Genomic DNA, 19,809 nt, shown 5'->3' with positions numbered 1-19,809 from the left:
CACTGCCACTCCACCCTACCCGTCTGTTGTTTTTGTTGGAAGCGCCCCATTGTCTGAACAGCTCGTCAAATCTCCGCTTGAGTGGATCGACGTAACCATCAAGCTACTCCCCTACATCGGCGCGTTAGCGCTGATGGCCTATGTGATGCTAAGAACCAATGCGATGTTCTATGTGGTCTACCGATGGCATCAGCTGCTCGGGGCGACGAAAGACTTCAACAGCAAATTTGCGCAGCGTGTGTGGGCAGATCATGAAGACCTACAGCGCTTCAATCTGTGGTTCGGACTGCAACTCAAGACCTCCAAGCACATGACCAAGCTGCTTTCGTGGCTGCAGCAACATGAGCTAACTATCGAAGAGCTGTGCCGGGCACGTCGCTACTTCGATGCAAACGAGCTTGCCTTCAGAATTCCCTCAAAACTCCGGCGCAGAGCTGTGCGAACCATGATGCAGTGCACAGCAGGATTTCTGCTCTTTTGGGCCTACGTGTTCACGCAAACTCCCTATGCGCTGCTCACGGTCAAAAAGACACATACCTCGTTCTGGGTTCAGCCAAACGAGGCCTTCAATGGCGCTGGCACTTGGTTGCCGTGGGACAGTGATGCCCAATGGACGGTAGACAATCAATACTGCCTATTCTCAGATGGCCTGGATCCGTTCAAAGATCAGTGGGACAAAGACGTTGTCTGCAGCCTGGTGCTGGGCACCTACAACCAAAAAATTGAAGACATCATCGGGGAGCAGTGGGCGATTGGGATGTTGGCGGGTGGTGCCGCAATCCTCTGTATCTTCTTTCTCGTGTTCATCATGGTTCGTGAGACAAACGCCACGGCTCTGGAGAAAAGAGTTGCCGAGTCAGCGGGGGGCGTTCGGTAGATTTGCGTCCACCCGATCAGTTCGCTTTCACCGTCAGCTGTTTGGCAAGCGAGCTGGTTGAATTTCCTCACGCGGTGCGAGCCGAGAGGACGTGGGCCGGCTACCTGCCCGCGTCCGAAGATGTCATCGTGCGATACTTGGCCCAGTAAGCAGACAGCATGCCGTCAGCACCCTCAAACAGAGCTAAGCAATACCCACTCGATGAGAAGAGGGTTTGTACCCCCGGACATCTGCCAAATACTGGGGGCGAGAGACTATTCGACGCGCCGTTAACCGTACCTTGGGCGTGGGTTGCAGTGGTACGAACGCCGGAAGTGACGCGACAGGGTTGTCGCGGTAGATCGGCAGCCACTTGCGAATAATTGGTGTTGATGTCATGGCTGATGGCGACACTTGAAATTAACGTACCCGGTTGCAGGCATTCCTGCACGGCATGGGGCTTTGAAGGGCTTCGGTAAGAGCTTCGTTGGCGCATGTGAACCCTGGCGATAAGAGTGATCGCGTCCGCTAGAATATAAGCGGACGCGATCGCCCTTAATGCTGCAGTTCGGTAGGTGCGTTCTCCAGGCGCTTACAAGGCTTTGGTGCTCCGGACGCCTAGAGGCTTTTCACTCCCCGCCTCCGATCATGTCGCATTTCGAAAGCCGGCCTTCGGGGGGGGGGGGGGGACGTGGCTGGGGTGAGACGATTCTTGAGCCAGATAATGGGGAAGCCAGAGCGTGCTAGCATCAGCCACTCTTTCACTTGACGTGTGGCGCGTCTTGTTTAGCTTGCTGCATTGCAGTTTCATCTACTTCCAATACGCGAGAGAAAAAAATCGTACTCTCGGACATTGGCCTTGGGAAAAGTTGATAATTCAAGTGATCGACGATGAACTTCAGTTGAGGTGGAAAAGCCAGATAGTCGAGCAGCTCTTGAGCGGTGGGACGCTCGCCTGACCACAGTCGATGAATGACCTTCCTGATCTTTTTCTTGCCATTTTTTTTATGAGATTCGGAGATGGTACTTTCGGTCAAGAACTTGCTGAGCGCCGAGTAATCGGAAATATGAACACCGTCAATCGGCTCCCTAGAGTAGGGGAGCGAGTTCAAAATCATCGGAACCAAAGTTAAGTCTTCAAGTTTTTTGCCGAACAGCGACTCTATAACCTCTGGACGGGCTCGCAAACCTTGCTCCAAACGCTTAACCTGCTTGACGGTGTCGGTGATGAATTTGCTGTATCGCAGGGCCGGGACTGCATGATTCCCGGACAACAGATTGTTTTTGCACTCAACCAAAAACAATGTGTCATCCATTATAAACAGCGCATCGTACTCATACTGAGCACCGTCGATGTTGAATTTAGCGGGTTTGCATGGGTAGCCGAGATCCCCGAGGAACGACACAACCTTGTCCTCAAAGCCTTTGCCTTTCTTGTCGACTTGAGTTTCAAGGGAGCCCAGCCTAGAGAACAGGACGTTGGGCACATTGCAGCTGACAAGGATTTCGGCCAGAAGAGAGTATTGGTCATCCTGCGATCGGATCAGTGGTGAGTCATACAGGTCACGGCTGTCAGTGCCGAAGGTCAGGTGGTCAATCAAAGTGGCAACGACTGATTGGGGAATCCGGTAATCAACCAGACCTTGTTCCAGCTCTGCTTTATCAAAGGTGACTAGGCCGGAAGCCGACGTTTTTTCCTTGGCTTTGGCCATGAGTTTCAACGCGCAGTAGCCACGTACCCACTCACGCAAAGTAAGGCCATGATGGCGATCTTGGTCAGAGAAAACATCGAACGACAGTATCTCCGACAGCGTCGTTAGAGTGACGCCCTCATCCTCGGATACGAAAGGTGCCCCCGAAAGATCGGGTACTTTCGCCCCCTTGGCCATGACAGCCTTTCGCAGGGTTTTACCTTGCAGAAGGCTATTAGAGTTCTGGACAGCCCAGGCATGCTGGCGCCGATTTGCCAGGAAATCATACACCTCATCTTCGGAAGGCGCGCGGTGAAAGAAAATGGGGTCTGGAAACTTTTTATAAATGGCCTCATCCAGCTTGGTACGCGGGATGCCCAAGGTTTTCATATCACCGATTTGTCCCCCGAAGAAAAGTGTCCTATTGCCGATATCCTCCAATGCGTTCCATGACACCGCAAAAAGCTGGATGCTTCCCGCTTTATACCGATGCTCATCGGTGGTCTGCACTTTCGTCGGGGCAGCGAGCTTGCCATTGAGCAACAGTTTGTGCTCAAAGGCCATCATTTTCAGGGTCAAGCTGAGTGTAGTGGCAGCGTTTGAGTAGGCCGCATCAATATTTACCTCTATACCCTCTGGCGTCTTGACCATTAGCGCTTCGGGCATAAGAAATCGCCGTTCGGCTCGGGCCTTGGCCTCCAACGCTACCATCGCTTTTTTGCTCAGAGCCTTCAGCTCTTTAAGCTCCCCAGCTGCGCGTTCGATGTGGCTCCAGAACTGGATATCCGCCGGATAACTGGAGATCTCACAGAGAGGTAGATTCGCACGTATCTGGTCGAAGCACTGCTCGATGATCTGTATTTTTTCGTTCAGGTCTTGAGCATACGATTGTGCTTCAGGGTGCCGATCCATGGAAGTGTCGTTCAGAAGCGAGGAATAGAACTGATTTCGCTTCTTGCGATCCGCCCGCATCTGGAAGCCACCTGGCTGTGCCATCTTGCTAGCGAAGCCTGCTGTAACGTCATCTGAATCGAGGTTTTGCAGCGCTTCAGTCGCTCTTTTGAGATCAAGCTTGTCTAGCGCATCTTTGAATTGTTTACGAGGATTGTGTTGTTCGGCACTCATGAGTCTTCCTTAACTTCCTATCATTCTGGGCACGCCGCAACCACTGTAAAAGCCCGTGCCATTTGGTGTTTCCGATAAATTTACACAACGGGTACGTGCAGTGGCGTATAGCCCTTGGGCTGGAATCACTTTTCCGGCGTGTCTTGTGAAGCAGCATGCGCGACTTAGCTTTATGCTCGCTAAATGTCCTGCAGAGAGTACCCCGTGTGGAGAACTGGAGCACAGCCCCAACTCAGTCGTTTCCCTGCGCATGCTCATATCTGCGACCCTTTGCATCCCAGCGTTGCTGCAAACAGTCGTCACGATCACGTTACTGTAAGCGCACGGGGATTACATCTTACACGGGTCAGTCAGCCATCCACTATGCGGCGGCAACGCCTCGATCTCGCTGCCCTTCTACGTCGGCAACCGCAGCAGCACATCCTTGAGATACGCGTACGGATTATGCCCATTCATGCGTGCCGACTGGATCATGCTCATGATCGCCGCTGCCCGTTTACGGCTGCGCAGCGATCCAGCGAAGAGCCAGTTGGAACGGCTAGGCTCCCATGGCCTGATCGTATTTTCGACCGGGTTATGGTCGATGGGCACCGCACCATCATCCAAGTTCGAATACACGATGTCGCCCAACCGCCTTGTCGCGGTAAGTCGACAGCCACATAAGGATGACGTTGGCGTTAATGCCGTGCCGCAGGGCCACGCTGGCAATCGACACATTAGCTCAGGCATTCCTGGACAACCTGGGCCTTGAAGGGTTTGGGATAGGTGGTGCGCTGCCGCAGGGTGTTCCTCGAATCAAAGGCGATGGTGCCCACGTATTTTAGGTGGACACCATCACCCTTGATCTGGGGATTCTGAAGCGTGTTCGGCAGACGCTTACCGCATGACTACATTCTGCATTGACCATGTTCAGATCGATTCAATGAAGGGGCAGCCCGCTTAGAGAGATGCGCTAATGCCCGCCGCAAACATCAGCTTATAGGTTCAGATGTGAGAAATTTTCCGAAAGAACCAGACAGCCCGCAATCACTAAGATTGGCCTGCCGCAGGTCAGCGCCTTCAAGCCTTGAGGAAAAGAAATCTGAGCCACGCAAGTAAGAGCGGCGCATGTCGGCCCCAGCGAGATTTGCCCTTGTGAAAACGCCTTCATACACATGGATGCCTGGCCAAGTTGCGTACATACCGTCCATGTGCATAAACCGGCAATTCTCCAGATTTGCTCCAATGAAATCCGTGGTCAGCTCTGCCCACACGGAATTGAAGACACTGTTGGGCGCGTGCAGGCCTGCAAAGCTGAGACTTTCAAATTCCACTACAGTGTAAAGATGGTTATGCAGTTCTTGGCTGAAGTGAAACTGTTCGAAAGAAACCCCTCGCTTGCGGGCTACAAAGCCGATCGACTGGCATTTGTCCGCAGCCTCGATCAAAACGTTCAGTTGGGCATGGAAAAGCTCAGGCGTATAGAGAAGCCTGACGGGCTGCTTCCAGCTGCCATTTGAACAATTTCTTTCATAGTAAGCCGCGCATGCCCTGCCCTCCTTCGAGACATCGTTATAGTCGATCCCCATTTCTCGGGCCGTGATTTGAAGCCAGTGATTCAACTTGAGTTCACCGGCAGTCTGCCGTTTGAGCAACGAAAGCGCAGCAGAACTCACCGGCCGTATTGGATGAGAGGAGCGCTGCTTAGCGATATATCGAATGTGCTGGTGAAGCTGAGATTCGAGAAACTTCATGACAATCCCTCATCAGGTAATGGCGTCCTAGTCTCCACCACCTGAAAAAGGAAAGGGTGAGGGTCTTGCACACAGCGCTGGCGCGATTGCTTCACAGGATCTAGGACTGAAGGCCGCCAGGATGGCCCGTCGTGGATCCTCCGAAAAAACCCTTCAAAAGTCAATCCTACGCATACCACTGCCCGGCGACGACATTAGTCGATAGCGGTAGCATCGTCAGCACCCAAAAAATCGAGCCGAAGATATGCTTCGATCACTTGAGTCTGACTTGGAGACATCCCGGGCTGAGTGCGTAGCGCTTCGACGAGTGTCCGTGCATGATCACGACCAGTGATACGGTCTAACGCTGCCGAGGGAACATTAAGCACCCGTCTAGATACCCTGTCACCCTGCACTTCCAAGGAACCTGTGGAAACAGATCCCTCCAGAAATCTTAGAAGCAGAGGCGGATCGCTGAGAATCGGCTGGTATCGATCTCGTAGATGCTGCTCCCCCATCACCTCCACCAATATGTGGATCAGCAATTGCTGATCATCAAAATCGAGCAAGTCCTGCAGGCTCATCTGCATCACCTGCGTCGCCAAGCGCTGTTGCAAGTGCTGTACCGCAGCGACGTCTAGCCCCTCCATCTCCACTGCGTGAGGCAAATCGGTTCGAAGCCTTCTAAGTAGATGGCTTGCAGCCGGGATTTCTCTTGCCTGAATTACCGCTGAATGCAAAGCCTCTGCTCGTAAGGCTGGCGGGATGATACCTAGTAGGTGCTGAAGCGTGCCTGTGATCCGCCAACTGTTTGGCATCGAAAATGAGCCAGCTTCGTCTGCTTCAGTGAGCAAGCTTTCAGGGACACTGAGGATTGCGGACAGCAGCTCACCGGCACGCTCATGGGCAGTGTCGCTGGGCAGCCTGGCGATGAAATCTAGGAGCTCCCTTGCTTTGGAATGCCCGTCCTGGCGTCGGATTTTTTTTAGATCCAGCCATGCATCAGCGAATCGCCCGACGTCAGGTGCAAGCGCAATCAACTCATCGGCTTGCGCTCGGCTGAGGATCGTATCGGGGACGCCGAAGCTGAAGTACACCGGATGAAACTCCGCGCAGCTAAGGTTCATGTACCGAAAGCCATCGTAACCCCCGTAGTACTGGCGGTTGAATGCGGCGTCAATTTTGGGAAACATCCGGCACATTAAGGCACGCACACCTGAGCGCCTGAACTCACAGACCTCTCCCAACCATGCCTCATGAAAAGCGGATACCGGTCTCAGATCCTCACTCATGCCAGGTGCACCAGTGCACATTCCGGGATGTTGTCGAATCTTCTGATAAGCGATTGGCTCGAACAGACGCAGGAATTCTAGAGCGACGAAATCGACCCAGTTCACTTCGCCGACCACAGCGGGAAACGTAACGCGCAGGATGTTGAGGATTCGCACGATGTCACGCGGCTTTTGCAGATACTGCTCGAGGCCGTCAAAGAAAACATTCTCGAAGTAGCGAGGGGCAACAGCGGGCACCGCCATAGCACTGAGTAATTTATCGAGCTCTTGGGAAAAGTGTGCATTGAGCTGCGCCTGGGAGATGGTGGGCAGATCGAAAGATGCCTGGACGATTTTTTCCAGATACGCCTGCCCGTCCGCACTCACTGCCTTGCCAATGGCCTCAGCGACAACGTCCCGGTCGAAGGAAAGCAGATAGATGACATTAGGGAAGTCACCCAACGCCTTGACCACTTTAAAGACCTCCATCATCTCTGACGGTGTCAGTCGGTCGATATCGTCAACCAGGATGAGAACGCGACGATCCGCCTTCGCCAATGCCCCGCTGATCTTTGCTTTAGTTTTAGGGACATCTACCGGCTTGCGCCCGAGGAGTTTCAGAAGCGGCGTGAGTACCTTGTCTAGCCAAGGAATGCTCGTCGAGTAGGCAACTGCCTTGGAGAGCATTCCCGCGTATTTCGCCAACGCGTCTCCGGCATCACGCAATGCTCCGCTTTCTCCGCTGAGCGCTTTGTGAAACTGAGTAAGAAGCTGACCAGCCAATTGATCCCGCCCGTTGAACCACCACGGGTTGAACTCCACGACCAGGGTCTTACGATCATTCTGCTCAGCCAAGTTGAACTTGATGAGATTCATGAGACTGGACTTTCCGCTGCCCCAAGGGCCGTTTAGAGCCATTACTACGCCGGTGGGGCTCGGTGTCTTGCGAATTGCATCGGTGAGAGCTTTAGCGAATGGATAGTACCCAAAGGCGTCGTCATCAGGAGCAATGACAGCGCGATCAGCGTCAAGACTGCGCTGCGCGGACTCGTTTGGACAAACTGCCTCATCAACCCCTGCCATGTGTCTCTCTCCCAGCCCTCGCATACACGATGCCGCAGCAAAAAAGAACCTACGTTCTCTGATTCACCCCGCTATGCCAAGTGATTTTCATGGCCGGATCGAATTATGAGTTGCCAGCTAATACTGCACTTGGAGATCACTGAAGCACGTGCGCCAGCGGCTGGACGAAGCGCCAGCGGTGGGCCTCGAATCAAATAGCGTCATTCGAGCCTTCAACGAATACGAGGCGGCACCGTGTGTCCTTTGATGCTCACGGCTTACCGTCAGGTATCATGATGGACTGTTGGGGCCGGCGACCCCTATGGTTATCAGGAGCTGTCCATGCTGCAGATCAATACCGGTAAGCTGTATGCAACAGGGATTGGAAGAACCAACCAGCTTAGGGGCGTGCTCTACACAAATTTGAAGCTGCCTTGGCGCGATGACATAGTCACGAAAGTCGGCACGCTGCGCAGTACCGACGGTAGGAAAGGCAGCCAGGCTTTGGTCTATGAACTGGAAGAGCATATTGAACAGGGCGAGGATGCTCCGGGAATCTTGGTGTCCCACACCGTCCAGTCCTACATGCAGGATTTTTCAGCCGTAGCCTCGTTTGCGCTCGACGCGATCGTAACGCCCGATCCTGAACTGACGGCTCAAATGACCAACGGGTCGCCGGGGTTGAGCTCCTATCACCCTCCTTCGCAGTTCCTTCGACGTTGCTTCGACTCTGAGCTCTACGTCCCCAAATCAGATGCGCAGGAGCTAGTCGATTTTTGTGAACAATTGGTTGGCCTTGAGCGTCGTCTGTATCTCGGCGCGATGCGGGCAATCAAGACCTACGTGTCAGGCGTCCATCGCATTCGAGACGATCTCGGGCTTGCCTACACCTTGATGGTCTCCGCCATAGAATCGCTAGCACAAGAATTCGATGGCTACAGTTCGGCATGGAACGATGTCGACGAGCGAAAACGGGACGCCATTGATGCGGCACTTGAATCGGCAGACCCCGTCGCCGCACAAGCTGTCAGGGGCGCAATTTTGGCGTCGGAGCACCTTTCGCTCGGGCGCCGATATCGAGAGTTCGTGCTGAGTCATGTTGACGAGAGCTACTACCGAACGGGCGACGCTCTGGTTGGTCATCCCATTGCTCAATGCGAGCTGGTTGAAGCCTTGCGGCAGGCTTACACCTTGCGGTCAAAGTACGTCCATCAGATCCAGGCGCTTCCGCACGAGCTGACTCTTCCTCATGGCCATTCCGAGGTGAGCTATGTCAACCGGCAGCCGACACTCACTTTCCAAGGGCTCGCCCGCCTGACTCGTCATGTAATCAGATCCTTCGTACATCGAGGCTCTAAGCTGGAAAAAGAGACCTATGACTACAGCTTGGAACAATCGGGCGTCGTGGTGATGCAGTTGGCACCGCAGTATTGGGTAGGACATCCTTTAAGCTCTCCCAAAGAGGCGCGTAGACGTCTGGAAGGCTTCCTTCAGCAATTGGCAGCTGTGGAAACTCATAGTGCAGATGCTCAAATGACTGATCTGCGGCCACTGCTGGCGGATATCGAACGCACCGTTGCGCAGGCACCCAAGCGTGATCGCCATGCGATGGCAGTCCTTCACATTTTGTTCAACATCAGCGTTCCTGAAGAGTGTCGATCGCCCAACTGCGACACAGTGCATGAAGCGCTACAACAGTATTTAGACACGCTGTCAGCCGAAGCCCTTGTGCTGCTGTGCTATGCCATCGATCCTGCAGAACTGTGGGATCTGCAAGTGCACCGCGAAGGCCACGACGACTTTTTCAAAAAGCGATCAAAGCCCAGCGGCTTACAAGTACCTAGGCTTTTCGAAGCAGCTATCAGTCTCACCCTCTCCGAGCGCTACCGCAGCGTGGGCGATATCGAGCAAAGCCGGGCTTTACTCGCTTTCGCCGTCAACAACTATCCTGGTCATACAGGACTACTCGCTGCCGAGCATTCGTTTACGGGGGACGAAGCCTTGAGTTGGCGCAAGATCCTGCTTCCGAATGCGGTCGATGTCCCAAGGGAAGATGCTCAAGAGGCCCCAACGGAGAACGGGATTCCTCAAGAATAATTGCAGATGCGTCGTCATGACTCAGTGATGCTTGGTACGACGGTCTTAGTCTCACAAGCCCGGGGCATCGGAAAAGCCGGCGTCCCGCATAGCGCTCGTCGCATGGCCGCCCCCGATCAACCCTTTCACCTGATGTTGATTGAGGCGGCATACCGTAAAGCAGGCTGCACCAACGGCTCGTATTCGGTATTCGATATGGGGTATGTGCCGCAGGGGCGACTTAGGTTTAAAGGTGGGTTGGATCGAGTCTGAGGCTAAGCATTGGAATCAGCTTGCTCGCACTCAGCATTCCTGGCGAACATTACTGCAGGCGGTAGAATCACTTTACTAGGCATATCGGAGTGACATAGCGTCACTCGTGGGCATGCTGGGCGTCCAAGATTGGCATGAAAGCGCCGTCTGGAGATAACGAGCGCTGGAGATGATATGTCCCTACCTTCAGGTGATGTCTCGACTCGACATCACCGGAGAACATTGAACGGTAAGCCCGCGATATTAGCCCGGCTAAATTGAGCAGCTACTGGTACCTCAAAGCTCCCTCCAAGCAGCCAAAGCGTCAGCTCCGTACTCTTTTTTCCATTCCTTCAACCGACTATGATTTGATCCCCGAGTCTCTACAACCTCACCTGTATGAGGGTTGCGATAGCGCCTTAGCGTCTTAGCAGTGGAATTCGCGACTGAAGCCAACTTATCTTCTGATAACAGAACTTCAAACAACTCATCTACAAGAGACGGTGCGGCAACTGATGTAGCTGGCTTCAACAACCGCAGAACATCGGCGGCAGTGTAGTTGTATTGAGCTTTAAGAGCCACGAGCTCCTGATAAAAACGCATGTCTTTCTCGAGGTCTGAGCTATTTTCGAGTTTTTCGATCTGCTCAATGTGGGAAATGTAATCCAGTATAGCCGTCATTGGTTCCCCCCCTTGCTGGAGTCATCATTGAGATGCGCGCTGTGTTGATAATAACTTACCCAGCCAGTGCTCAAGTCCGATTTACCATCATGCGTGATATAGCTCAGGCCACCTCGTCTTTGACTCTGTCGGTTTGAGAAACCTCCGACGGCCTACGATCGTGTGGAGTCTTTGGCGAATTGCGGTCAATCCCGACGTCCGACGAACTGAGAACAAGCTTGTCCTCGGGTTGTTTACGATCGAAGAGTCGCAAAATACCTTTGTGACCATGGGCTTCATGTTCGTGAATAAGCTTTAGAATCCGTACCACTTCATCATCTGTATAGCCATATCGCTGGATCAAGTCGTCGAGCTTGCCGCTAAACTCCCGATCAAGACGGTAGTTGACATCGCTAGTCTCGAGCTCGCGCATCTCATCCGCGACACGGGTCAGCAGACTCTGCAGCTGCAAGTATTTCACGAACGGATGTGGTCGACTCATGATTGCTCACCATTTTTTGGCCTGATTTGAGTGTAGCGCAATGCCCCGCTTGCTTAAAGACGTTCACGGCTTTTGTCCAAGTTGAAGCGATAAGGGCTATTAAATCAGTCAGTTGCATCGCAAGCCTGCCATTCTGTCGAGGTATTGCCCGCACTACGTGGCGAATTCTGGACTGATCATGAACCCCTTGGCGCCAAGCAATCTGAGGAAGCACTAAAATCCCCTATAAAAATCATAGGGATAGGGACATTAACTCGTCTCTTGCAACAATCTCACGAGTTGCATAGGAGCCTATGCCAAGCTCGCATGTTGTCAATTTATGGCAAAATCATGCAAATGCGGATTCAAGATTTAGACACTTCGCGCCCATCGTTTTGGTGACGTAAGAAAGGCGAATGGCGCGTGTGCAACCGCTCTATACTGGGTATCTTGGGGCGGTCGAGAAATTTCGATTTTTGCGTATATTGTCAGTGCTCAACACCTCGCCGCCTCAATGCAGCGGCTTGTGCTGATGCCGTCACCCGACCGCCGGAGGTCACGATCATCTCACCCGAGGCAAGCCCTACCGGATCCGATGGACGGGGGCATCCTCGCGGCGACCTACAGAGACCATCATTCCATGCATCGAAACACACTGATGGATAGCGTAGCATTCCACCATAAATTCATTATTTAAGTCTTTTTAGGTAACCTAATCCAATTGCGACTCGCTACTGGGCAATGTGCCCAGATTGCGTGCTTTTTAAACACTTGGCGATCTCAAAGTCCTGAATCTATAAAAACCTGCCTGCGATTGCGTGAATTGCATTCTCATTAGGTTAGCTATAGGCCCCTCGCGGCACATCCACCACACCTGTAGCACGTTGAGATGGAGTTTGAATCTCGGATTTGGCGATTGACTTCGAGTGGGATGGAGAGTTGGAGTGGAGCGAGATTTATACGTCAAATTCGATCTCGGATAGCGGTGCCCATCAACTCTTATCAAACAGCCATTCCAGATGTATTAAATCTCCCGCAGGCAAACTTGCTACAGCGCTTTCCCAGACAGCAGTTAGATGGTAGCGCTGGAAACATAGGGCCATCAGTTTGAGCTCGTGGCGATTCTTTGGAAACAGGGCTTCCGTGAAATGTAACTCTCGACGAAGCAAGTCCGTCTCGCTCTCTGCCAAAAGATTGAAGGAGGTTCCGAGCAATAAATACCCGACTGCGAGTGAGCGCGGCGCCGCCGTCTCGATATTTTTGATCATCTGACTCACGGTAGGCTTGCAGTACCTAGGAGTGTCTAGCCTATCTCCCCTCATTCCTTTGAAAAACCACCGAGCGACTCCGCCATCACTGACGAGGTTTGGCTGATACAGGAAAAAACCGAGTATGAAGTACAAGCAATATTTCGACGGATGCTGCACAGAAGGTATCGCGGGTGAATTCGCTACCCAGTCTTGGATACGTCGCACTGCCCGGCAAACCCTAGTTTCATTCGAAGCCGATTGGTAACCGGAGCTGTGCCGAGACACTAACCCAACCCCATGATCAAAATGCCCGTTCAACGTCTGCTGTATAAAGGCCTGCCAAGCACCCGCTGGTTTGCTCAAATGCCCTTTTTCCAGCTGTTGAAGAAGAACAGGTTGCCGATGTTCCGTGCAGACCGCCGCGCCACGGTCACGCCATGCCCGCCTTAGCGCTGGGGCTTTCATCCCCATGACGTCGCCTGCCAGGCACTGAGCGCAATAGCGGCGATTATCGTGCTGCGCCGTTGCATTGACCGGCAGCGTAAAGCGCTCAGCCAGGTGAACAGCCAAAGGTCTGGGAAAGACGTTCAGAAACGACTCTGATCGATACAGGTCGTCGTACTCCAACTCTTTGACGGTCACGCCTATTGCTCGTAATCGTGAAGTCCCCAGAAGCGCGTTAGGATCCCAAGGTCGCGTCTGGCCATCTTGTTCATCGAGTGCTGTTGGTCTCACCCAAGGAGCCTCGTAGGCGCCCTCCCCAGCTGACAGCTTTGAGGATTCATTTTCCAGCCGCAGCAGTCCCATGCACCAATCTAGAAACCCTTGGTGGATCATGGAAGCTTGACCGGCATTCGCGTTTCGATCGAGCCACGACCCTAATGTTTCGTCGTAAATAGGTGTCAAAAGATCCTGAAAAAGCTTCCGCTTTTTGTATATGGAGCCCTGGGGCGTCTTGTTGCATGCGGCCGACATCCTGGTAGTCCGAATCGCGGCGGCTTCCCAAGCGTGTGTCTCGGGTGATCCCGAGGTATCGCCCACCGATGGCGTGACGATCGACTTCGCGGGCTTCAGCTGCCTGATTGACCTCGTGGAGCTCTGCTGTATGGCTGAGTTCATCTCGCCCTGCGCGATAATCGATGCCTTGGGCCCAGTGTGCACATTTAGTGGCATATCAAGCGCAAGCTCTAGCTGAATCTCCATCTGGTGCACCGCTGGAGGGCCAATAGGCAGCAGCAGTTGGAGCCCGCCAGGAGTTTCGGCCGGATAGAGCGTGCCGTCGCCGGCATGGTCATCCATCGATGGGAGGGCCGGGATATCGACTTTCGACGCTGAGCCATTCCCCCCGATCACCGCCTCAGTTAACGCGGTTTCCATTCCAACGTCCCGACTAACCTTATCTCCAGCAGTGGCTTGCTCTGCTATTTCAGCATCCACCAGAAGCCCTTTGAGCATTGACACGGTATTCCCGATCAGCCCCTTGGTATGTTCATGCAACATCCGAACATCGATGCCCTGCGCCGTCAGAGGTGATTGATTGAGTGCCATAAAGGACGCCGCACCGAGCACAGCCTGCTCCGCAGCAAGCGCCGACTCGCTGGAAGAAAGGATCGGGAGTTCGTTCAGCTTGGTGTCGGCGGCTAGAGATGGGCTTTTAGGAGTATCGAGTCTCTCGTGGGTTTCCGGCATTCGCGGCGTTTCGGGGGTTTCAGGGTTGTTGACGGTTTTGGTAGACGTGCGTGCGAGTGCCGTAGCATTAGCTTCTGGAAGATATGGAGGAAAGCGGTGTCCTTGATTTGCGACGATCACGTCTCGGACGAAAGTAAGATATGAGAGATCGCAGCTCATTGCCTCAAGGTCGAAGAACGTCACTTCTATACCCATAGCCGTGGCTTTATGGCCCACGGCCGTCAGCGTGTCATACAGGCCGCATAGCACAACACAATGACTGTAAGGCGGTTGCGTCAAAGCCTGGATCGAATCGTAAATCCCTTGAACTTTGGGCTGGTGTTTATGAAAAAAGTCATGAGCGTCCTCGCAAACGACAGCCCCGTAACGCCTAAGCTGCATGGCAGCTTTGTAGTGGCGCTCAACGCGTCGGCCCGACGTGAGGGCGACTGAAGGAGGCAAGCCCAAGGATTTCAAGACATGGGAAGAAAAAACAAAGTCGGAATTGAATGGCATTCTCGGGACGTAAAGCGTGCGCGCATGCCTGCTGTCGAGCAGCGCTCGGAGACGTGAGGCGAAGGCACTGGTACCCGCCCCCGCCTCGCCTCGAACAATGAACAACCTACCCTGTGCCCTATTTCCGTTCTGATTGATTAGCGCGAGAACGCGGTCGAGCGACGCTTGGTTTGCAGAACTGCCAATCCAGCGTCGACCCATGTCGATTTACTCCAGGAAACCGGACAGCCGAGCTTCCAAACAGCTGTCCAGCAGCTCCTCGTCGATGCATTCGTGCTCCAGTTCGATTGCCAGCTTAGCGGCACTGATTAGTGCCCGGACAATATCCCGGGTACTCGCCTGGCAATTGACGATGAGCATTTCCTGGATTTCCGGGGTGTCTAGTTTGGACGGCTTGCGCAGTGGAATGAATCGAACAAATGCCTTGAGAAACCGAGAAAAGTCTTCTCCTTTGGCGCTCCATTCGGGTACCTCCCACACCCCGAACCGGGAGCGCAATTGGGGATCCATCCCCAAGTAGGCCTTGAGCTCGTCAGTCCCAGCCACGACCAAGCTAATGCCAAAGTCACGATTGGCCATCGCGCGCAGGTATGTGTAATTGGGTTGCAGGAGCATGTTTTTCACGCCAGCCAACGCATTACCTTCATCAAGAATGCAAACTGCAAGGTGCATTTGCTTGATCCTTTCTGCGATGCGATTGATACCGCTTGCAGTGCAAAGCGATTTGACTGATTCCGTAAACCCCAACCGGCTCAAGAATATCTGCTGAAGGTCAATGAAGCGGCCATACTCAGACAGATCAATATTGAGAATTTGGGTGGAGTCAGGCGCGTTGAGCCGTGCCTCAACCTGCTCAATCATCTTCGTTTTACCGATCCCGCTGATCCCAATCAGCGCCATGCAGGTTCGGCTGCCCATGCGGGTCGCCTTGACCATCCGCTCGATGTCGGAGATAAAAGTCTGGCTGGTATTGGTTTTGATCCACACCGGGCTGTCGCATAGCTGGATGCGCTCCGATGAATCAAGCATTGCCACCTGTTGAACCTTAGGAGCAAGGTGCGATAAGTCCATGGCTACTCCCCCTCAAATGGTTCAACAGGAACCGAGAAGTTGCGGATGGCATCCTTACGCTTTTTCTTTGACCGCTCGTGATGAATCAGGAGCGCACCGTTCTTGTCAGCCTCGTTGATCTCGCGCTGCTTTTGCAGTGCAGGAATGTCAGCCAGAATGGCTTGCCTCAGCTGTTCAGAGCGTGCCAAGAAAGCTTTCACCGCACGTTCGCCCAGCTTGCCTGCCCGCTTTAAATACTTCTGTAGGATCGCCTTGGCCGTCAGCGTACCAGTGGTCTTCTCGCAGCAAGGAACTTCGATCCACTGGCCCTCAAACCTTGCCAGGATACTCGACAAGTTCGCCGGGTCGTATTTGACCCGAATAGGTTTACCGATCATGTGGCGCAGCAGGTTATTGGAGTAGCGGAAGCCGTTGACCTTGAGTCCAGTCTTGCTCATCACGGGGCGCTTTTCAGGCATGACCTCGATGATGAAGTTTTTCACATCGTGGACGTTGCGAGGAACAACAGGCCGGCCGTTTTCATCGCGCAGGGCTTCAAGCCAACGATCCCGAGGCGTCTTACCGTCCTCGCCTGCGGTGTCGTGGTATTCACACACCGCCAGCGTGAAGTATTGGACGAACTCCTCCAACGTCAGGACTTTGTGCTTCTCCGGGTTGTAGTCTCGATCCTTTCGAGTCCTGGACGCCGTTCCTCCAGGTAACATCTGAACGTACCCGATGTTCAGCGTGCCGAGCGCACGCTCACAGATACCGCCGTCTTGTTTTTGGGAGCGGTGACGCAGCTTGATGCCTTCTAGGGCGCAGGCAGCCACGAGATTTGCTGACCGAAACTCCCTCGCATTATCAGTCAGCAGCTCGTTGAAGACACCGTGGAACTCGTAATCGTGATCCTCCAACCCCAAGCCCTTCATGAAAGCGTCTTTGCTCAATACCGCATGCTTCAATGTGTGAGCAACGCTGCACAGGCTGGGGTAACGCAAGCTGACATAGAAGCCGAGGATCACCTTCGTCTTGGCACAAATGGCAATCGTGATCCATGGCCGCCCCACCGGGTGTTCGCGATCATAACGGCTGGCAAGGAATACGTCGGCCACGGTGTGATCGATCTGCACCTGCTCAAGTGGCCGGCTGAGTTCCCGAAACCCGCCCCGGAGTTTGAAGACGTCGTCGGCGTGGTTTTTGCCGTGCACCTGGACGTCCTTGCCATGCTCCGGAAGGTTATTCATTCGATCACATACCGTTTCATACGACGGCACGTCCTTGATCTTCAGTTCAGCGCAAACCGTCTGCACTCCCTTCCATACCGTACGGTATGAAGCGCCATGCCCTCGGTAGAGCCATACCTGATCCGCTATGATTTGCTCAACTTCGGGAGCTATCGTCTTGGTACCTTTTTTGCGGCCCCGCTTTTTGCCTAGAAGACTGATTGGGCCGATCTCGGCATTGAACAACAGACGTACTTCGTAGTAACGCTGCAAACTCAGACCGCACTCCTTTGCAGCCGCCTCGGCCGACAGCGTACCGGCAAATTGCTTTTCGATAACCTCGAAGCGATGGCGCGCCTTCTCTTTCTGTTCTGGAGTGAAGTCCTCTCCGAGTATCAATGCACGCTTCGCAGACTTCTCTGCAATGGTGGCCTCAGCGGCCTTGACTATCGTGTCATGCTCAACCGATTCCACTAGCGCCGGATTCACTAGCCTCAATGTGTCATTGCGAAGATTTTTAAGGTGCAACTTGCGAGTGGGCGTGTCGATATCTTCAACGACCCAAAGTTGCCCTTCGAAGCTTACAAGTTGTTTACTGCCATCTGGGTTGGTATATGTGCCCATGGCACACCTCCAATTGACCCGTCGACGCTCTCAGTGCGCAAGAGTTGCGATATCGGCGCGTTTTGTCGCGCTGTGTCGTGCTGATATCGTGCTGATATCGTGCTGCGAGTGGAGCGGCGTGCTGGTCGATAATTCCCTGACAATGCAAAGGTATGTTGCGCTGCCAGGGATTTGTGGTATTGGGCTATTCCGATGGAAAGCCCTCCGAGTGACTCACATGACCTTGGCGGGTCAATGGGTGATGCCGCAGCACCTCACGCGAGAACAGGCAATCTAACCGCCGTGCCACCAACTGATATGACGGTGCTTTGATGCCGATTGCCTGGCACTCTGACCTGACAAGCTCCCAAAAGGCCCGCTTGCCAATGTTTTGCTTAAGTGAGGCCTGGAATGCGCGTTCCACTACCTCCTCCGTGTCAGGAGAGAACTCCAGAGGATCTTGGGCAAGTTCCATGATTCCGCGCAGCGACCTGGCGTCCAAGGACTGCATGTCCATCTGGACTTTGTGCGGCCACGGCTTACCAAGCTCCACCTCGTCAGTTTGCGCGAGTGTCTCTACCGACACAGGCGTGAGTACCGGCTTGGCTGAGTACGCAGTCATCGAGACTGGTTTGAACTCTGATTCACCTGGGGTTTTAACGCAGAGCAGGAGCTGATCGGCGACTCTTAGGAATCTGAGTTTGGGAAGCAGTTGGCATGAAGCCGGTAGGTCTGGAAAATACTGGTTACCCGCAGTCCTCATGCTGACGCTCAGAACTTTAGGGCCTCCGGTTTTCACGATTCTCAGCTTCGGTTGATGTTCATTAGCCATGATAAGCCTCATCAGTTTCGCTGTTAGGTAGAAGAAGTTGCCTAGCTACGGCATTCATCACTATCCGGTTTAAGCAAACTTCCTGATCAAGGCTATGTACATCCAACCATTAATGGCTTTACGCCATAACTACCTCAAATTACATAGCCATGTTTGAGGTCTAGCATCTAAATTTTTGGCGTCAAACCAGGATAAATTCGTGAAATTAACTAGCTCATGAATTTCAAAGGGTTAGGTCTGAAAATTTTTGCTTGGTATGGAAATGAAATTACGAAAACACGCGATTTTTTTTCGTGTTTTTTGTTCGGAGGGGGGGGTGGAGGCGGAAAATGGGGGCGTTCAGGGGGTATCGGTTTTTAGGGGCTGGTCACAGCTGGCCTTTAACATCGGCCTCACCCTTGTCATACCAACGTGCTCATAAGCAAAATGTCGATCAGCTCATAACGTCTTTCGCAAGGACCGGGCACGTATTCACGGATGGAGCATGAATCATGTCACTGCACAGCGCTGCCACAGCGCCATTGCCAAAAGCTAAATACAGTCTTGGCCGCGTCTTTAAATCGTTTCGACGCAACTTCGCTCGCTTGGTTACTCTCTCATGACGCTCACAGCCTGGATCACGGTCTTCCAATGGGGCTTGGGGATTGTCGGTGCACTTGTGCTGGTCCCTAATACCGCAATGCCGCCAGCATCAAGGAACGTGGACCACCCCTCAAGATTCTGGCGAGTGTTCTTCAGGGTCATGGCCGTCTTGGCGAGCAACCTTTTCTCGTGGTTCGTTACATGTATCTTGATAATCCAGGTGTTCGGAGATCTCGATACCGGTGACATGCCCGAGGGCATCCGCGCCCTGCTGACGCTGATCCTTCCGATGCCCTTGCTCTTGGTTTTCTATTGGCTGATCGTCAAAGCGGCGCGCAAGGCCGAACGCGATCGATCCAGGCCTTCACACTAGCTTTCGCTAACTGGCTTGATCGAACGGGCAAGGGAATAATTTGCTTATTGCTGCCGGGGGTAACACTCAGCGCGCTCAAAAGAGGCAGCGAATCAACAGAAGGTACCTGACCTCGCCTCCTTCAAGCTGCTGGTAGACAGTCCTTAAGGAGGCGGGGAAATGTAAACTCAAGCGGGACGCCCCAGGCGGAGCTTCCCTTGCTCCTCACTCAGCGGCGGAAGAAACGGTCCAGAATCAGCAACGCAATTCCACCAATGGCAACTGCAGCGACTGGTTTCTCTTTAACAAACGCAGAGATGCTGTCCATCGCATCGCCATAGGCCTGGGTCAACTGACCAGAAGCCTGGCGACCGGTACCCTCCGCCTCCAGCTTCGAATCACCAAACAGTTTCCCAACTGCGCTCTGTGCTTTGCCGGCAACCTGTTCTACAACGCCTTCTACCTGTTCGCTCTTCATGATTCACCAAACCTTCGTGTGTGAGTGACCCAGGATCAGCCTGGGATTGGGCAACGTGCGCAGAAT

At 53.4% G+C, this 19,809-nt stretch carries 13 protein-coding genes and 1 pseudogene; 3 read left to right on the top strand and 11 right to left on the bottom strand.

The window, feature by feature from the left end:
- Nucleotides 1-49: 49 nt before the first annotated feature.
- The gene (locus IFT99_RS08690) at nucleotides 50-877 is read left to right on the top strand and encodes a DUF6216 family protein (protein WP_192131616.1); all 828 of its coding nucleotides are present in this window, start codon (nucleotides 50-52) and stop codon (nucleotides 875-877) included.
- 740 nt (nucleotides 878-1,617) lie between these two features.
- Here the strand turns inward: IFT99_RS08690 and IFT99_RS08685 are convergent.
- The 4 genes and pseudogenes from IFT99_RS08685 to IFT99_RS08670 form a co-directional block, all read right to left on the bottom strand.
- Entirely contained in the window at nucleotides 1,618-3,672 is a 2,055-nt protein-coding gene (locus tag IFT99_RS08685) for a hypothetical protein (RefSeq protein ID WP_192131614.1), read from the bottom strand.
- 330 nt (nucleotides 3,673-4,002) lie between these two features.
- Nucleotides 4,003-4,356: pseudogene (locus IFT99_RS08680) on the bottom strand (transposase domain-containing protein); the annotation flags it as partial.
- Between the two features lie 287 nt (nucleotides 4,357-4,643).
- A complete protein-coding gene (locus tag IFT99_RS08675) occupies nucleotides 4,644-5,405 on the bottom strand; it encodes a pentapeptide repeat-containing protein (protein ID WP_192131612.1) in 762 nt (253 codons plus the stop codon).
- Nucleotides 5,406-5,599: 194 nt separating this feature from the next.
- The gene (locus IFT99_RS08670) at nucleotides 5,600-7,738 is read right to left on the bottom strand and encodes a KAP family P-loop NTPase fold protein (protein ID WP_192131610.1); all 2,139 of its coding nucleotides are present in this window, start codon (nucleotides 7,736-7,738) and stop codon (nucleotides 5,600-5,602) included.
- A 321-nt stretch (nucleotides 7,739-8,059) separates the two neighbouring features.
- On the opposite strand from IFT99_RS08670, the gene IFT99_RS08665 reads away from it, so the two are divergent.
- Nucleotides 8,060-9,814 carry a hypothetical protein gene (locus tag IFT99_RS08665; protein ID WP_192131608.1) on the top strand — a complete coding sequence of 585 codons (1,755 nt, stop codon included), beginning with the start codon at nucleotides 8,060-8,062 and terminating at the stop codon, nucleotides 9,812-9,814.
- Nucleotides 9,815-10,342: 528 nt separating this feature from the next.
- On the opposite strand, the gene IFT99_RS08660 is transcribed toward IFT99_RS08665, so the two are convergent.
- From IFT99_RS08660 to IFT99_RS08635, 6 genes are all read right to left on the bottom strand, one after another.
- On the bottom strand, nucleotides 10,343-10,726 hold the full coding sequence (locus IFT99_RS08660; protein WP_060405751.1) for a histone-like nucleoid-structuring protein, MvaT/MvaU family: 384 nt from the start codon (nucleotides 10,724-10,726) through the stop codon (nucleotides 10,343-10,345).
- A gap of 103 nt (nucleotides 10,727-10,829) precedes the next feature.
- Nucleotides 10,830-11,207: a hypothetical protein gene (locus tag IFT99_RS08655; RefSeq protein WP_192131606.1), complete on the bottom strand. Its 378-nt coding sequence runs from the start codon at nucleotides 11,205-11,207 to the stop codon at nucleotides 10,830-10,832.
- 971 nt (nucleotides 11,208-12,178) lie between these two features.
- Complete coding sequence (locus IFT99_RS08650) at nucleotides 12,179-14,821, bottom strand: TniQ family protein (protein ID WP_192131604.1); 2,643 nt, start codon at nucleotides 14,819-14,821, stop codon at nucleotides 12,179-12,181.
- Nucleotides 14,822-14,827: 6 nt separating this feature from the next.
- The gene (locus IFT99_RS08645) at nucleotides 14,828-15,691 is read right to left on the bottom strand and encodes a TniB family NTP-binding protein (protein ID WP_192131602.1); all 864 of its coding nucleotides are present in this window, start codon (nucleotides 15,689-15,691) and stop codon (nucleotides 14,828-14,830) included.
- Between the two features lie 2 nt (nucleotides 15,692-15,693).
- Nucleotides 15,694-17,520 (bottom strand): Mu transposase C-terminal domain-containing protein, encoded by a 1,827-nt coding sequence (locus IFT99_RS08640; RefSeq protein ID WP_192131600.1) that lies wholly within the window; start codon nucleotides 17,518-17,520, stop codon nucleotides 15,694-15,696.
- A 184-nt stretch (nucleotides 17,521-17,704) separates the two neighbouring features.
- Nucleotides 17,705-18,331, bottom strand: a complete 627-nt coding sequence (locus IFT99_RS08635) for a hypothetical protein (RefSeq protein WP_192131598.1) — start codon at nucleotides 18,329-18,331, stop codon at nucleotides 17,705-17,707.
- A gap of 598 nt (nucleotides 18,332-18,929) precedes the next feature.
- On the opposite strand from IFT99_RS08635, the gene IFT99_RS08630 reads away from it, so the two are divergent.
- Complete coding sequence (locus IFT99_RS08630; RefSeq protein WP_192131596.1) at nucleotides 18,930-19,286, top strand: hypothetical protein; 357 nt, start codon at nucleotides 18,930-18,932, stop codon at nucleotides 19,284-19,286.
- A 208-nt stretch (nucleotides 19,287-19,494) separates the two neighbouring features.
- On the opposite strand, the gene IFT99_RS08625 is transcribed toward IFT99_RS08630, so the two are convergent.
- The gene (locus tag IFT99_RS08625) at nucleotides 19,495-19,743 is read right to left on the bottom strand and encodes a CsbD family protein (protein WP_192131594.1); all 249 of its coding nucleotides are present in this window, start codon (nucleotides 19,741-19,743) and stop codon (nucleotides 19,495-19,497) included.
- Between the last annotated feature and the right edge of the window lie 66 nt (nucleotides 19,744-19,809).

The organism is Pseudomonas sp. CFBP 8772 (genome assembly GCF_014841665.1).
GTDB lineage: Bacteria > Pseudomonadota > Gammaproteobacteria > Pseudomonadales > Pseudomonadaceae > Aquipseudomonas > Aquipseudomonas graminis_B.
This window is presented reverse-complemented; position numbering and strand designations above follow the sequence as displayed.

Bases quoted from the DNA above. Each gene is read 5' to 3' on its own strand.
- IFT99_RS08685 (WP_192131614.1), bottom strand. From the start codon at position 3,672: ATGAGTGCCGAACAACACAATCCTCGTAAACAATTCAAAGATGCGCTA.
- IFT99_RS08675 (WP_192131612.1), bottom strand. From the start codon at position 5,405: ATGAAGTTTCTCGAATCTCAGCTTCACCAGCACATTCGATATATCGCT.
- IFT99_RS08670 (WP_192131610.1), bottom strand. From the start codon at position 7,738: ATGGCAGGGGTTGATGAGGCAGTTTGTCCAAACGAGTCCGCGCAGCGC.
- IFT99_RS08665 (WP_192131608.1), top strand. From the start codon at position 8,060: ATGCTGCAGATCAATACCGGTAAGCTGTATGCAACAGGGATTGGAAGA.
- IFT99_RS08660 (WP_060405751.1), bottom strand. From the start codon at position 10,726: ATGACGGCTATACTGGATTACATTTCCCACATTGAGCAGATCGAAAAA.
- IFT99_RS08655 (WP_192131606.1), bottom strand. From the start codon at position 11,207: ATGAGTCGACCACATCCGTTCGTGAAATACTTGCAGCTGCAGAGTCTG.
- IFT99_RS08650 (WP_192131604.1), bottom strand. From the start codon at position 14,821: ATGGGTCGACGCTGGATTGGCAGTTCTGCAAACCAAGCGTCGCTCGAC.
- IFT99_RS08645 (WP_192131602.1), bottom strand. From the start codon at position 15,691: ATGGACTTATCGCACCTTGCTCCTAAGGTTCAACAGGTGGCAATGCTT.
- IFT99_RS08640 (WP_192131600.1), bottom strand. From the start codon at position 17,520: ATGGGCACATATACCAACCCAGATGGCAGTAAACAACTTGTAAGCTTC.
- IFT99_RS08635 (WP_192131598.1), bottom strand. From the start codon at position 18,331: ATGGCTAATGAACATCAACCGAAGCTGAGAATCGTGAAAACCGGAGGC.
- IFT99_RS08630 (WP_192131596.1), top strand. From the start codon at position 18,930: ATGACGCTCACAGCCTGGATCACGGTCTTCCAATGGGGCTTGGGGATT.
- IFT99_RS08625 (WP_192131594.1), bottom strand. From the start codon at position 19,743: ATGAAGAGCGAACAGGTAGAAGGCGTTGTAGAACAGGTTGCCGGCAAA.